The sequence below is a fragment of the Paenibacillus sp. P22 genome (assembly GCF_000469945.2).
In the GTDB taxonomy this organism is placed as follows: domain Bacteria; phylum Bacillota; class Bacilli; order Paenibacillales; family Paenibacillaceae; genus Paenibacillus_O; species Paenibacillus_O humicus.
This window is the reverse complement of record NZ_CBRA020000135.1, coordinates 1-14,565: the sequence shown is the minus strand read 5'-3', so window position 1 is coordinate 14,565 and position 14,565 is coordinate 1. Positions and strand designations below refer to the sequence as shown.

14 protein-coding genes, 1 pseudogene and 1 riboswitch are annotated in these 14,565 nt (G+C 59.4%); of the genes and pseudogenes, 13 read left to right on the top strand and 2 right to left on the bottom strand.

What is annotated here, in order from left to right:
• The 3 genes from BN871_RS18245 to trxA form a co-directional block, all read left to right on the top strand.
• The coding region (locus tag BN871_RS18245; protein WP_048748249.1) for an aldo/keto reductase at window positions 1–247 on the top strand (247 nt) is incomplete at its 5' end.
• A 120-nt stretch (window positions 248–367) separates the two neighbouring features.
• Window positions 368–793: an Rrf2 family transcriptional regulator gene (locus BN871_RS18240; protein WP_048748248.1), complete on the top strand. Its 426-nt coding sequence runs from the start codon at window positions 368–370 to the stop codon at window positions 791–793.
• Between the two features lie 52 nt (window positions 794–845).
• Complete coding sequence (gene trxA / locus BN871_RS18235) at window positions 846–1,157, top strand: thioredoxin (protein WP_048748247.1); 312 nt, start codon at window positions 846–848, stop codon at window positions 1,155–1,157.
• 246 nt (window positions 1,158–1,403) lie between these two features.
• Here the strand turns inward: trxA and BN871_RS18230 are convergent, their stop codons facing one another.
• Window positions 1,404–2,744: a 5'-deoxyadenosine deaminase gene (locus tag BN871_RS18230; RefSeq protein WP_021879011.1), complete on the bottom strand. Its 1,341-nt coding sequence runs from the start codon at window positions 2,742–2,744 to the stop codon at window positions 1,404–1,406.
• A 49-nt stretch (window positions 2,745–2,793) separates the two neighbouring features.
• Window positions 2,794–2,892: riboswitch (purine riboswitch) on the bottom strand.
• A 115-nt stretch (window positions 2,893–3,007) separates the two neighbouring features.
• Between BN871_RS18230 and BN871_RS18225 the strand changes: the two genes are divergently transcribed.
• The 5 genes from BN871_RS18225 to BN871_RS18210 all read left to right on the top strand — a co-directional run bounded on the left by BN871_RS18225 (window position 3,008) and on the right by BN871_RS18210 (window position 9,182).
• Window positions 3,008–3,592, top strand: coding sequence for a DUF2569 family protein (locus BN871_RS18225; protein WP_198158066.1), 585 nt, complete (start codon window positions 3,008–3,010; stop codon window positions 3,590–3,592).
• A 215-nt stretch (window positions 3,593–3,807) separates the two neighbouring features.
• Window positions 3,808–3,969 carry a hypothetical protein gene (locus BN871_RS27860; RefSeq protein ID WP_021879014.1) on the top strand — a complete coding sequence of 54 codons (162 nt, stop codon included), beginning with the start codon at window positions 3,808–3,810 and terminating at the stop codon, window positions 3,967–3,969.
• A 195-nt stretch (window positions 3,970–4,164) separates the two neighbouring features.
• Window positions 4,165–5,430 carry a stalk domain-containing protein gene (locus BN871_RS18220; protein ID WP_053087009.1) on the top strand — a complete coding sequence of 422 codons (1,266 nt, stop codon included), beginning with the start codon at window positions 4,165–4,167 and terminating at the stop codon, window positions 5,428–5,430.
• Between the two features lie 193 nt (window positions 5,431–5,623).
• On the top strand, window positions 5,624–6,856 hold the full coding sequence (locus BN871_RS18215; RefSeq protein WP_157060329.1) for a molybdopterin-dependent oxidoreductase: 1,233 nt from the start codon (window positions 5,624–5,626) through the stop codon (window positions 6,854–6,856).
• Window positions 6,857–7,214: 358 nt separating this feature from the next.
• Window positions 7,215–9,182 (top strand): hypothetical protein, encoded by a 1,968-nt coding sequence (locus tag BN871_RS18210; RefSeq protein WP_021881337.1) that lies wholly within the window; start codon window positions 7,215–7,217, stop codon window positions 9,180–9,182.
• Between the two features lie 198 nt (window positions 9,183–9,380).
• Here BN871_RS18210 and BN871_RS28540 read toward each other — a convergent pair whose 3' ends face one another.
• Window positions 9,381–9,524 carry a hypothetical protein gene (locus BN871_RS28540; protein WP_021881336.1) on the bottom strand — a complete coding sequence of 48 codons (144 nt, stop codon included), beginning with the start codon at window positions 9,522–9,524 and terminating at the stop codon, window positions 9,381–9,383.
• A 95-nt stretch (window positions 9,525–9,619) separates the two neighbouring features.
• Between BN871_RS28540 and BN871_RS18205 the strand changes: the two genes are divergently transcribed.
• The 5 genes and pseudogenes from BN871_RS18205 to BN871_RS18185 all read left to right on the top strand — a co-directional run.
• The gene (locus BN871_RS18205; protein ID WP_021881335.1) at window positions 9,620–10,591 is read left to right on the top strand and encodes a DUF6612 family protein; all 972 of its coding nucleotides are present in this window, start codon (window positions 9,620–9,622) and stop codon (window positions 10,589–10,591) included.
• 286 nt (window positions 10,592–10,877) lie between these two features.
• Window positions 10,878–11,078, top strand: coding sequence for a hypothetical protein (locus BN871_RS18200; protein WP_021881334.1), 201 nt, complete (start codon window positions 10,878–10,880; stop codon window positions 11,076–11,078).
• Window positions 11,079–11,312: 234 nt separating this feature from the next.
• A complete protein-coding gene (ychF, locus tag BN871_RS18195; protein ID WP_048748243.1) occupies window positions 11,313–12,413 on the top strand; it encodes a redox-regulated ATPase YchF in 1,101 nt (366 codons plus the stop codon).
• A gap of 219 nt (window positions 12,414–12,632) precedes the next feature.
• Window positions 12,633–13,706: a peptide chain release factor 1 gene (gene prfA / locus BN871_RS18190; protein ID WP_021881332.1), complete on the top strand. Its 1,074-nt coding sequence runs from the start codon at window positions 12,633–12,635 to the stop codon at window positions 13,704–13,706.
• 323 nt (window positions 13,707–14,029) lie between these two features.
• A pseudogene (locus BN871_RS18185) lies at window positions 14,030–14,565 on the top strand (protein-(glutamine-N5) methyltransferase, release factor-specific); the annotation flags it as partial.

The following is a 14,565-nucleotide window of genomic DNA, read 5'->3' as shown; positions in this document are numbered from 1 at the left end:
AGGCAACCTTGATCTGCCGCAGCTGAACGAGCTGGCGGACAAGTACGGCAAGACGCCGGCGCAGATCGTGCTCCGCTGGGACTTGCAGAACGGCGTCATTACGATTCCGAAATCGACGAACGAGAAGCGGATTCGCGAAAATGCGGACGTATTCGACTTCGAGCTGTCCCATGAGGACATGGCGCTTATCGAAGGGCTGAACCAGAACAAGCGCTTCGGAGCCGATCCCGACAACTTCGACTTTTAATAACGCTGGCGGGACGGCGGATAACGGGCATATCCAAGGCGCACACTAAGGACGCCCTCCTCTTGACACTCTCAACTGTAACTGGTATTATTACAGTACGAAACGGGGTGGCCGTCTCGCATGAACAGTGAATTTACGATTGCCGTCCACAGCCTGGTGCTGCTGGCTTACTTGCCGGAAGGCAGCGCCTCCAGCGAAACGATCGCCGAGAACGTGTGCACCAATCCGGCCCGCGTCCGCAAGGTGATGGGTTATCTCAAGCGCAGCGGCTATGTGGCCACGCGCGAGGGCTCCGGAGGAGGCTACCGGCTTCTGATGGATCCAGCAGAGGTGACGCTGAAGGATGTGTACCGGACGATTGCGCAAGGGTCCCTTATGCCGAACTGGTGCTCGGGCGATCCGGATTGCGATTGTCTCGTCGGATCCAACATGAACGAAGTCATGAACCGTATCTTCTGCACGGCCGAGCAGCAGCTGGAGGATTACTTCTCCGGCTTGACCATCGCCGGCGTGCTCAAGGACATCCATAGCTGCGATTCGTGTTGAGCGGCATCCGGGTCAGATGGAATGAATTATTTAACCGAGAGGATGATTGAACATGGCAGTAGCACTGACGAAAGAAACCTTCAACGAATCCGTGCAATCCGGCGTGTCCCTGGTAGACTTCTGGGCTCCTTGGTGCGGACCTTGCAAAATGCAGCTTCCGATCGTCGAAGAGCTCTCCACGGAGCTTGCCGGCACGGCAACGATCGCCAAGATCAACGTCGACGAAGAGCCTGAGCTGGCTTCCCAATTCGGCGTCATGAGCATCCCGACGCTGATCCTGTTCAAGGACGGCCAGCCGGTCGACAAAATGGTCGGCGTGCAAAGCAAAGACGCCCTGAAAAACAAAATCCAAGGCCAGCTGTAAGCTTCCGCCTTGCGGCTTGCGCCGCCGCCGTTCTCTTCGGCACCAGCCGCGATGCGGCGGCATCAGCGCAACAACAACCCCGGTCCAGCGCCTCGCGGCGAAGACCGGGGTTTTTTTGACGGCTTCTTGTTTGGATTTAGCTGCAGTCTTCGGGTTGTCGCCGCCGCATCTGTCCGGCAAGCTCGCCGAAAAAGCCTCGCGCCTCCTTTAAAGGAGGACGAGGCTTTTTCGGGCTGAGCCGTCTTTCTACGTCAGAGGGCTGCGCTGCAGCAGGCGGCGGATGGAGCGGTCCGCCTCGCGGAGCGTTACGTCCTTGTCGACGGTCAGCATGACGCCGCGGTCCATTAGCACCTTGCCGTCGACGATCGTCGTCTCGACATCCGCCCGGGTGGCGGAATAGACGATGCGGGAGATAATGTCCACATCGAAGGACGGGAACGTGTGGAACTGGTTCAGGTTGAGGATAGCCAGATCGGCTTTTTTGCCGACCTCCAGACTTCCGATCTCCGAGCTCATGCCGACCGCCTTGGCTCCGCCGATCGTCGCCATGCGGAAGACGCTGCGCGCATCCATCGCCGTCGGCCCGTGGATCGGCTTCTGGATGAGGGCAGCCAGACGCATTTCGTTGAACATGTCGAGATTGTTGTTGCATGGCGCTCCGTCCGCTCCAAGGCTCACGCTGATGCTTGTATCGAGCATATCGGGAACTTCGGCGATGCCGGAGGCGAGCTTGAGGTTGGAGCCCGGGCAATGGCTGACATGGACGCCCCGCTCGCGGATGATCCGCTTCTCGTTGTCGTCCAGCCAGATGCAGTGGGCCAGGATCAGCCGGTCCGTGGCAAGCCCGATATGATCGAGGTAGGCGATATTGCGCATGCCGGTCATCTGCTCCACCAGCTCGATCTCGCCGAGATTTTCGGAGGCATGGGTATGGACGTTCACCTGATAGCGGTCGGAGAGACTGGCGACCTCGCGGAGCAGCTCATCCGTACAGGAGATGACGAAGCGCGGGGAGAAGGCGTAGCGGATCCGGCCGTTGTCGTGGTTATGCCATTTCTCCAGCAAGTCGACGCTCTCCTGCAGCGAGGCTTTCGTCTCTTCCTGCAGCGGCAGCGGGATGTCGCTTCCTTTGCGGTCCATCATGACCTTGCCGGACAGCGCGCGGATGCCGCTTGCAGCGATGGCCTGGAAGGCCGAGTCGGTGTGATGAACGGTCTCCATGTCCACGATCGTCGTCGTGCCGCTCTGCAGCAGCTCGCCGATGCCGAGCATGGCGGAGTAATAGATGGACTCCTCGTCGTGGGCGGCCTCCAGCGGCCAGATGCGCTTGCGCAGCCAGTCCAGCAGCTCCAGATCGTCCCCCTTGCCTCGGAACAAAGTCTGGCACAGGTGGATGTGGGTCTGGACAAAGCCGGGGATGACGGTGCGGCCGGAAGCGTCGATGACGCGGTCGGCGCCGCTGGCGTCGAGATCCGGGCCGATCGCGGCGATCCGGTCGTCCTCGATCCGGATATCGCCGTGCAGAATCTCTTCGTTCGCGTTCATCGTGACGATCTGGGCGTTCCGGATCAAAATCGTGTGGGGCATGGAATCTCCACTCCTTCAAAAACTAAAAATAGCCGCGAATAAAATACGCCGAGGGGCATATTTTTTTCGTAGCTAGAAATTTACGGTTTCCGGTAGAAACCCTAGACCCTATCGTCCAGGATATACGAAATGAGACGTATTTATGCGGTTGTAGGATCAGAATACTGCAACGCAAACTTCAATGTCAACTCATGCGAGGCAGCGTGGCGCTGGAGGCGCGGCATGGGACCGGCGGGGATCGAGAACCGGAGAGGGGCGGCGTAATGGGCGAAAGCAGGCGCAAGGCGAACCGGAACCAAGGGACAAGCCGATGGCGGCATGTCGGACGAAGAGGGGGGTCGACCGAAAGGGGAGCGGGAAGATCGAGTGGAGCATTGACGAAGCCGCCCTTGTCGGGGCTGGGCGGGTGGCTGTGGCTCGTCCAGCTCGGCCTCGCTCTTCAGCTGGCTGTGTTCGCGGCGCAGCTCGCGGGACTGATCCGCTATTTGTTCGCGGATGGAGGCTGGCCTGCCATCATCGACAGCCAGGCGCCGGACTATCATCCGCTGATGGCTCCGCTTGCCGTCTACGAGCTGGCGGAGCTGGCCGTGCTGCTCCTGGCCACGGCGATGATGCTGGCCGGCTTCTACCGCAGGCTGCAAGCCTTCCCCGCCTGGATCGCCCTGTATCTGCTCGCCTGCCTGGGCGCGGTCGCGCTGGAATGCGTGTTCATCCTGCTCATGCCTTCCACGAGAGAAAGCGTCCTGCAGAATTCGCTTCCGGCCCTGCTGCGGACGGCGGTGCTGGCCGCGGCCTGGATTCCCTACTTCAGGCGGTCTCTTCGGGTGAGGAACACGTTCGTCCATTGAAAGACCGTGCTTGGGAGCAAGGCGAACGGCGCATGCCCTCCCGAGCGAATGAAATCGAACAGACAATGCCCTCTTGAGCGAATCCGATCGGCCAGCCGGCCTTTCGGGCCTTCTGAAAACGAAGCGGATTGAAAGCTCTTGCCGAGAGCGTCGGATGCCTTTGCCCGGGGTATATAGAGCTATAAGAACGATCCGAACGAAGGAGGAATAACCTTATGCGTTTGCTAGCCGTCATCCTCATTATCGCCGGCCTTATTTTCGGCATATCCGGGCTTTTCGATTTCGTCGTCAACTCGGTCAAATTCGTCTTCTACATTCTGGCCATCCTGCTCCTCATCGGAGGCATCGGAATGATGTTCAGAAGGATCAAGTCCTGACCCCGCAATTCCGGAAATCGCGCCTTTTCGAAGAAACGAGGCCTGTCGACGGCTTCGTTTCTTTTTTTGTCCTCCGGCTGCCGAAACGCCGTCGTGCCTGTCGGATCCGGGCGGTAAATATATCCTTTATCCATATATTCAGAGGCAAACCCAAGTGATAGAATAGAGGGGATTCACCAGAGAGGAGCGTTTCTCATGAAAAGAATCCATTTATCGCTGAAGGGCCGCCTCGCCTTCGCCCTCGCATTCCTGCTGCTTTTCGGCGGCGGCGCGGGCGCCGCTTATGGCGCAGAGACAGCGGCTCAGCCCGATGACTATCATATCGTTGCCCTGGGAGATTCCATCACCGTCGGGTACGAGCCCAAGGTGGAATACACGGTCGCTTCTCCTCCTTACGGCTACGCCGAGCGCCTGTACGAGCAGGCGCTCCTGCACGGACGCGCCTCGCTGTCCAATTACGGAATCGCCGGCTTGAAAAGCTCCGGACTGAAAGCGTTTGTAAGCGCCATCGGTTCGGGGGCGCCGATAACGGCCGATGCCATTCAACCGAGCCTTCCCGATCCGAGGACGAACGAGTTCGGAGCGGCTGCCGCAAAGATCCGCCAGGAGCTTGCGTCCGCCGACCTCGTCGCCATCACGGTCGGCGGCAACGACGTCTCCGCGCTGCTGACGAGCGCGTCCGCCTTGTCGGATGCCGATCTGGCGGCGCAGGTCGCCTCCCTTCTGAGCGAATACACCGGCAATATGACGGCCGTGCTCGACGTTCTTCACGAAATCAATCCCCATGCGTCGGTCGTCATTGCCGACCAGTACCAGCCGCTTCCGGTCATCGGCGGCAAGGAGCTGTACGCCAAGCTGACGAGCGCAACGGATGCTTTTACGGCCAATCTGGATAAGCTCGCGGCAGGCTACTCCGCCAAGGGGGCGGACGTCAAGGTCGCCCATGTCGCCAAGGAATTCGTCGGGCGCGAAGGCGTCCTCACCCATATGGTCAAGGACCGGGATTTCCATCCGACGCAGGAAGGGTACGCGGTCATCGCCAGCACCTTTGCGGCGGCGGTATGGGGAGCGAACATCGATCTGGCTGCTCCCGCGGCCGGTTCGCCGATGAACATCTATGCCGTCGGCAAGAAGCTCGACACCCCCTATAAGCCGGTGCTCAAGAAAGGCGTCAACTACATCGCCATCCAGGATATCGTGCAGGCCGTAGGCGCGAAAACCGTATGGGATGCCAAAACGTCGACGGCCAACATCAAGTACGGCAGCCTGACGGTCGGCGTGAAAATCGGCGCCTCGACCGTGACCGTGAACGGGGTCGCCGTGCCGGTCGATTCTCCAGCCTACCTGCAGCAGGTAGGCAAGGAATCCAAGACGTATGTGCCGCTGGCTACAGTGGCCAAAGGGCTTGGCTTCGGCGTGACCTACATTGCTCATCTCAAAACGGTATTTATCAATCCGTAGCTTTTTTGTCCCGGCCATTCTGCGGCCCGTCCAGCGTGTTTTCCTTGAGGAAGCGACGTGCGGCGGGCCGTTTGGTTGAAGGGTTATGTTCATATGAAGGAGCAGGATTCATCCATATTGCGGATGCGTCATCCAACCGGGAATGTCGGACGTGTACCTGAAGAGAAGACCATTGCCGAAAGGAGGCCGAGGAATGGGGAACTGGCTGGCAACGCTCCGCAAAGGCTACGGCCGCAAGCTCGCCGGCATCCATTCGCTGAACGGATGGATCGTCTTTCTGCTGGCGGTGTCGGGGCTCATGCTGTTCGGAGGCTACTGGAGAGGCGTGCTCGGAGAAGGCCGCGTCTGGCTGAAAGGAATCCATATCGTGCTCGGCCTTGCGTCCTTGCTGCCGATGGCGGCCTATGCGCTGCTCGCTCCCAAGCACTGGAAGCAGCTGAGAGGCAAGCCTTGGCAGAGAGCGAACGTAATCGTCGTGCTGGCTCTGCTCGGCGGCTGGCTGCTGTCGGGAATCGTGCTCTGGCTGCACCGGCAGCTTGGTCCCGGCTGGGCGAATCCGGCTTTGACCTGGCATGATTTGCTGACCTGGATCGGCTTGCCGTATGTGCTGTACCATTCCATCACCCGGTTGAAATGGCTCAAGCAGGCTGGACGCCGAACGGTCCGCACCGGCAGGGAGGACGGACTGCATCCGGCCGCCTCTCCGGAAGCGCTCATGTCCAGACGGACGTTCGTCCGCACAGCCGTAGGGGCGGGCATTGCGCTGGCGGTCGGACCTTCCTTCCTGCAGTGGGCGGGAAGGGCGCTCGGCAGCGCCGGCGGCGCGACCTCGGAAGAGCTGGCGAGCCGCGATGCCAACCGGCTCATCCCCGCTCCGCAGCCGCTGCCGGCATCGCTGCCTCCGCAAGGCGGCGGGGCCAAGGGGAATTTCCGCGTTTATACGGTCACGCCGATTCCGTCCTTCACGAATGCGGACTGGTCGTTCACGATAGACGGGCTGGTGGAGAAAAGCTTCATCTGGAACTGGGAGCAGTTCGTCGAGCTGAAGCGGACCGTCCAGGTCAGCGACTTCCACTGCGTGACGGGCTGGTCGGTGTACGGCAATACGTGGGAAGGCATTCCGCTGAAGCTGCTTCTGGAGCAGGCCGGCGTGAAGGCGGGGGCGGCGACGGCGAAGTTCTACTCCGGCGACGGGGTCTACACCGACTCGCTGACTCTCGAGCAGGCGGTCATGGACGATGTGATGGTGGCCGTCCTTCATGACGGCAAGCCGATCCCGAGCGATCTCGGCGGTCCTGTCCGGCTCATCGTGCCGCGCATGTACGCCTACAAATCGGTGAAATGGCTCAACCGCATCGAGCTGATCAAAGGCGATCATACGGGGTACTGGGAGGAGCGGGGCTACAGCAAGGACGCCTGGGTGTGACGAGAGCGGGACTCCAGCAAGGACGCCTGGGTGTGACGAGAGCGGGACTCCAGCAAGGACGCCCCCATGTTGCCGGCGTCTGCATGCCTGGCTTTCCCGACGATAAAGCGGGCTTGAAGCTTTTCATTGAAGCAGGGACTTTCTGGGCGGAGCGTCGCGCCCAAGAAAGGATCCTTGCTTTTTTTTTGTGCTTCCACAGGCTCCGGATCGTTACTCCGCTGGACGGAACGACAGAAAGATGCAGGGAGCCTTCGCCGTGCAGCGCAGGGAAATCTAATTAAAATGCGCTTGGTTTCCGAAAGAATTTGGAGGAATCGACGGATGTTTGGATCCCAATTTGCTGAAGCGGGGGCATGGAATGGTTAGAAACCTAAAGTTGGCAGTCGTACTCGCTTGTGCAATCGCTGCAGGCAGCGGCATGCGGCTGCCGGTGCAAGCTGAAAGCGTCTCGGCTGCAGCGGCATCCTGGACATGGAAGCAGCAGTCCGGGAAGGAAAGCTCGGAATTGACCGACATCACGGAATTGCAAAGCGGCGTCCGGATAGCGGTCGGCATGGACAGCACCGTATTGCGAAGCAAGTCCGGCGGGGCCTGGGGAGCGGTAGCTTTTCCCGGCCGCAGCAATCTGCAAGCGCTGGCTGCAAATGGCGCAGCTGCCGTTGTTGCAGGCGATCAAGGCGTGCTTGCCCGGACGAAGGACGGCATGGCCTGGACAAAGGGCGTCATCAGCGGAAAATGGACGCTGGCCGACTTTTCCCCCTCTTATAAAAATAAAGAGCTAGGGAAATATCCGCTCAAGCCAGCCGATTTCGATTGGCAGGATGTCGTCTGGGACGGGCGGCAATTCGTTGCGGCCGGCATGGCCCGAATCAAGATCGACTCCTATTCGTACACGTTTCCTGTCGCCGCCATATCCAAGGAAGGGACCCAATGGACGCTGAAGCCCATCCAAACCTCTGCAAGAGGCGATAAGGTCCTTATTTATAACTTCCATCAAAAATGGCTTGTCGCTATGGGGAGAAATATCCTGAGCTCAGCCGATTTGGCTGCATGGACCACGACTGCGGACGCCGTTGGCGGAGAAATTCATGCCATGGCGGACAACGGGCAAATCGCTGTCGCGGTAGGATACGACGGAAGCTCGGGCCAGGGAAGCATTGGCGGAAGAATCTATACCACAACCGATGGCGTTCACTTTAAGAAAGTCGGCGATCCGAACGCCTCCCTGAACAGCGTCGTCTGGGACGGCAAGCAATTCATTGCGGCGGGCGATTACGGCACCATCTATCGATCGATGAATGGAGTAGACTGGGACAAGATCTCGAAGACGGAAGGCATGTTCCAGAGTCCGCTCGGCTATGTGAAATACGGAGGGCTGGAAGGAAATATCAATGCTTTACTGAAGAGCGGAAATGCATACTTGGCGGCTGGAAGCATGGGGACCGTTCGTTCGGCTCCATCGCCTGACCAGGCATGGACTATCGAAGCCGCCGGGACCATGAACGATCTCTATGGCATTGCCTATTTCAAGGGGAACTATGTCGTAGCGGGCGTAGGAACATTGAAGGCTTCTGCGAATGGAAAAGACTGGGCCGATATCGACCCGGAGCTTATCCAGCCCGAAATCAAGCTGTACGAGTTGAAGAACGTGGGAGGCAGCTTTATTGCAGGCGGGTTTTCCTCCGCGGACGACCGGCTTTCCAGGTTTGGCCTCCTCTATCGGAACGGCAGGCTCAGCGAGCTGGGCAGCTTGGAGCAGGATCATATCCGTGATATTACAGCGGTGGGCGGAGAGTTTCGCCTGCATGGCAAGACGATCGAAAAAAGAAGCCGGGACGGCTTGTCATGGGTTTCGGTACAAGCGGGAAACCCGGTTCCATCCGCATCCAGCGGGAAAGTATGGATCGGCTTTAAAGGGCAGGCCGATTATTATACATCCATCGATGGAGCGGCATGGAAAAAAACGAGCGCGACTCTAGACGGCTCCAACGGTTATTTTCCTAGGTTCACCGATGCGGTCTGGACCGGCTCCAAATTCATCGCCATTTCGGAAGATGCCCTTGTTGAATCCGTAGACGGGAAGGCCTGGAAGACGGTCTTGAAGAAGAGGTACACGTATTTGAAGTCGCTGGCCGTTACGGGCGGCGGAACGGCAGCGGCTGTCGGAAATGATGGCGCCGTATACATGTCGGAAGGCGGACGAGGCTGGGTGCAGCAGGAATCCCCGACATCAAAAGATCTTCAGAGTGTAATTTGGGATGGAACACGCTTCATCGCCGTCGGCTTTGATGGCGTCGTGCTGACAGCCGCACCGGTTGGCAAATGACAACGATAGGAGGCCTGTCCTTTCCTGCCATCCTGCTCTAGACGCATAAGGGGACGGTTTGCCGCCGCATGAGCATTCGATCTCTTTATTGATTCAGCAAAAAGCCGCCTTTCGGCGGCTTTTCGCTTTGGACGGGTTTCCTTGTCCGGCAGCCGGAATGGCGGCTGTTCTGCGGATCGCCGGAAGACGATGCCGGCTTCAGTCGGTTTTCTTCTTTTTGCCCGTAAAATTAGTGACGGATTTGACATCCTCCACCACGTCGTTGACAAATTCCATATTTTGGTTCTTTGCATGGCTGTGCGACGTTCCTTTATAGTTACCTTGATGGGACTTGTTCTCCATGAGCGGCTCACCTCCCGCCGTTAGTATGGTTCGGGACGGGCCTGCCGATACGGCAGAGGGCCGCGGACAGCCCATCCGGAAAGGAGCATGACAGCATGAATCGCATCTCGAAGCCAATCCGCAGCCGCCTGGAGCGGCGGCAGCGGCATTGGACAGCCGGCCTGATGCTCGGCTCCCTGCTCATCGCCGCAGGCTGCGCGGGACCGCAGGACCAAGGGGGGCAGGTGCCGTCAGCCGCTCAGACGACCGGAACGCCGTCTCCATCGCCCGCCGGGCAGGATGAAGCGGGTCTGTCGCCCGCGTCCATGCTGGAGCGCGGCAGCAAGGCGCTGGCGGAAGTGCGGAATTTCGATCTGGACATGGAGCTGAGGCAGCAGATGGTGACGGACGGAGAGACGACGTCCATGTCCATGAGCAATAAAGGCACTATTTTCCTGGAGCCGCTCGTTCTGAAGCAAGTCACGGTCAATGATTTCATGGGCGAGCAGTCGACCATCGACTCGTACCTGAACAAGGACGGCTACTATATGTACGATCACTCCAATTCGTCCTGGAGCCGGATGCTCGCCTCCGAAGTGCCGAAGATCAAGGCGACGCTGTCGGACTTCCAGATCGCTCCTTCCAAGGAGCTCGACAAGATCAAGCCGCATGCAGCAAGCTTCAAGGCTTCCTCCAAGGAAGGCGTCACAACGCTGGCCTACAGCGGCGACGGCAAGGACGAGGCCGCCCAAGCGCTCGTGCGCGATCTGCTCCGCAGCACGATGGGAACCGACGAGATGGATGCTGCGATCCGGGATTCCATCCAGGTCGCCTCGCTTGAGTATTCGCTTGAATTCGATGAGAAGACGGGACTGCTGAAGCGGCTGAAGGCCGATGCGGACGTCACGATTGAATATGATGAAGGCAATCCCTCCAAGCTCCATCAGGAGCTGGCTTTGAATTACGGCAGCTGGAACGGGGCGAAGGCCGTGCAGGTGCCGAAGGAAGCTCTGACCGCTCCGGAGGTCATGCCCGCCGATCAGGGACTTCTGGATGCGCTCGGCGTGGAGGAAGGCGAACAGCCCTAGATCAAACGGCAGGTTTCGTCTCGGTCCGGCATTCGCGGCCGGGGCGAACGGATGAGAATGCCGAGAACCGAGCATATCCATGATGAAAACATCCAAGATGAACCCTATCCAAGTTGGCCAACCTTGTTTTTCCTCAAGCTTCCGGCGTCTCTGCCCGGAAGCTTTTTTGCTTCTCTTGCGGCCGACAGCCATTCCGGTGTTGGGAATAATTTTCACTGTATAAGAACATATATTCTCGTTTATAATAAAATAAGAATATATGTTCCTATACCAAGGGGGTCAAGGCATGGAATTCCGGAAGTGGATCGGACGTGAAGTGGAGATGATTTACGAGGACGCGAAGGGCAGCTTGAGCCGCCGGCTCGTTCGCGTGGAAGGCTTTAGCGGCAAGCATTTGAAGGCATTCGATCTGGCCAAGCGGCAGCCGCGCACGTTCCGGACGGATGGAATTCTGGCGCTGATGCCGCCCGCCCGCCGCACAGTCTGAGCAGGGCGTCCATGGCCCGCCTCCTTTCGCTTCCATTTCTGCAAGTCCGAGAGGCCGCCCAAGCCGCGGCTTTTCTTTTTAAATTGCCCGATGTCATGTATAATGGCTCCTAGAGATCAAGCCTAACGGTTTCGCCGCCTCATGCGGCGGATTACGTTCGCGTAGAGAAGAGAAGAAGGGATGCGCGCTTGATATCCTTTCTTATCGGACAAGACTTTGAAGGAGTTGTTTTCATTGGCGCTCTCATGTGGCATCGTCGGTCTTCCCAACGTGGGCAAATCGACGCTTTTCAACGCAATTACTCAGGCTGGAGCGGAATCCGCCAACTATCCGTTCTGCACGATCGACCCTAACGTCGGCGTCGTGGAAGTTCCCGACGAGCGGCTGGATAAATTGACCGAGCTGGTCGTGCCGAAGCAGACCGTGCCGACCGCATTCGAATTCGTGGACATCGCGGGCCTCGTCGCCGGCGCCAGCAAAGGCGAAGGCCTCGGCAACAAATTCCTCGCCCATATCCGCGAAGTGGACGCCATCTGCCATGTCGTGCGCTGCTTCCAGGACGAGAACATCACCCACGTATCGGGCAAGGTCGATCCGCTGGGCGACATCCAGACGATCAACCTGGAGCTGATCCTCGCGGACATCGACTCCGTCGACCGCCGCATCGACCGCTCCCGCAAGAACATGAAGGGCGGCAACAAGCAGTACGCCCAGGAAGTCGAAGTGCTGGAGCGGATCAAGGAAGCTCTCTACAACGACCAGCCGGCGCGCAGCGTCGAGCTGAGCGACGAAGAGAAGACGCTGATCCGCGACCTTCACCTGCTGACGATGAAGCCCGTGCTCTATGCGGCCAACGTAAGCGAGGAGGAAGTCGCCGACGCCGAAGGCAATCCGTATGTGAAGATCGTGCGCGAATTCGCCTTGGCGGAAAATGCCGAAGTCGTGCCGATCAGCGCGAAGGTCGAAGCCGAGATCGCGGAGCTCGAAGGCGAAGACAAGGCGATGTTCCTGGAGGAGCTCGGCATGGAGGAATCCGGCCTGAACCGCCTCATCAAGTCCGCCTACAAGCTGCTCGGCCTGTACACGTACTTCACGGCAGGCGTACAGGAAGTACGCGCCTGGACGATCCGCAAGGGCATGAAGGCGCCCCAGGCTGCCGGCGTCATCCACACGGACTTCGAGCGCGGCTTCATTCGCGCCGAGGTCGTATCCTATGACGATCTCGTCTCCGCAGGCTCCATGAATACCGCCCGCGAGCGCGGCCAGCTGCGCCTCGAAGGCAAAGAGTACGTCGTCAAGGACGGCGACGTCATGCATTTCCGCTTCAACGTTTAGCGCGGATTCAAGAACCGAGGGCTGCCGATTCATCCGGCCGTCCCTTGGAGCAGACAGCCCTGCCGCCGATTATCGGCGCGCAGGGCGTTTTGCGGTGCGCCGGGAATTTGGACAGGCCGCGACGTTTTTCCACGGCTTAACCATTTATGAATAAGTCTCATATATGGTATAATGGATGCCAGGACTTTTTTTAAAGAATATCACTAGGGGTGAAGTCAGGTGTTGGACCGTTTACAAGCGCTTGCGGACCGGTACGAAAAACTGAGCGAGCTGCTGTGCGATCCTGATGTAGCCAGCGATCCCAAGCGGCTCCGGGATTTGTCGAAGGAACAATCGGATCTTCAAGGCGCTTACAGCGCTTATACGGAATATAAAGAAGTGCATGCCCAGTACGAGGACGCCAAAGCGATGCAAGGCGAAAAGCTCGACGACGAGATGCGCGAGATGGTCAAGATGGAGCTCGAGGAGCTGGGCGAGCGGCTCGCCGGGCTGGAGGAGCGGGTTCGCGTCCTCTTGCTGCCCAAGGATCCCAACGACGACAAGAACGTCATTGTGGAGATCCGCGGCGCGGCGGGCGGTGACGAGGCGGCGCTGTTCGCCTCCGATCTGTACCGCATGTACACCCGCTTCGCGGAGACCCAGGGCTGGCGCGTCGAGCTCATGGATGCGAGCGAAAACGATCTTGGCGGCTTCAAGGAGGTCATCTTCAAGATTACCGGCAAGGGCGCGTTCAGCAAGCTGAAGTTCGAGAGCGGCGCGCACCGCGTGCAGCGCATCCCGGTGACGGAATCCGGCGGCCGAATCCATACGTCCACGTCCACCGTGGCCGTCATGCCGGAAGTCGAGGATGTCGAGATCGAGATTCACGACAAGGATATCCGCGTCGACACATTCTGCTCCAGCGGAGCGGGCGGCCAGTCGGTCAACACGACCAAGTCCGCCGTGCGCGTGACGCATGTGCCGACCGGCATCGTCGCCACCTGCCAGGACGGCAAGTCGCAGAACGACAACAAGGCCAAGGCGCTCCAGGTTCTGCGCGCCCGCATCTATGATATCCACCGTCAGGAAGAAGAAGCCAAGATTGCCGGCGAGCGCAAGAGCAAAGTCGGCACGGGCGACCGCAGCGAGCGGATCCGCACCTACAACTTCCCGCAGAGCCGCGTCACCGATCACCGCATCGGCCTCACGCTGCATCGTCTCGATTCCGTCATGAACGGCGACATGGGCGACATCGTCAATTCCCTGTCGCTCGCCGAGCAGGCGGAGCTGCTGGAGCGCGAAAATCTCGCCTAAGCGGAATTGAGGCGGCCTCGGATTGCGAATGCAGCATGCAGCGCATTGCGGCATGCATATGGGTCGCATAACATAGTAGCAGCATTCGCATGTCATCACAGCTGCACAATGCATCTAAACACGCACTTGGTCATACAGCATGAACAGTGCACTGCGGCATGCAAGCGCATTGCGGCAAGACATTGATGGACATCGCATAGTAGCAGCATTCACATGTCACCGCAGCATGCACAGTGCCCGACATACGCCCCAAGCCCGCTAATCGGGATGGGGCTTTTTTTTTTCATCATACGCAGATCATTATTCTTCAGGAGGCTCGGAATATGAGCGAGAACGATCAAGGCCGGGAAACGGAGTCATTCCGTCAAGCAGCAGGAGCATCGATCCAAGCCGCCCGCAAGCTGGCGGAGACCTACCTGGACCGCTGCGGCGTGGAGGAAGCAGGGGACAATGCCTCGCTACTGCTGCAGCATGTGCTGGGGTTGAACCGGGCGGAGCTGCTGCGCGACGGCCGGGAGGCGTTCCCGGCGGAGCGGCTGGCGGCATGGGAAGAAGCCATCACCCGCAAGGGGCGGGGCGAGCCCGCCCAGTATATAGCCGGGGAGCAGTGGTTTTACGGCCGGCCGTTCGCGGTCACGCCGGCCGTGCTGATTCCGCGTCCCGAGACGGAGCTGCTCGTGGAGGCGGTGCTGCAGGCGGCGGACAGGCTGTGGCCGCAAGCGGCAGGTTCGGCTGGAACGGAGGCATCGGCCGAGGCATTGCCGGGCAGCGCCAAGCCTGCCGCATCCGCTCTGCGGTCTGCGGGACTGGAAGCGCCTGCCTCCGCTGCCGCGCCGGTCGTCCTCGACGTCGGCACGGG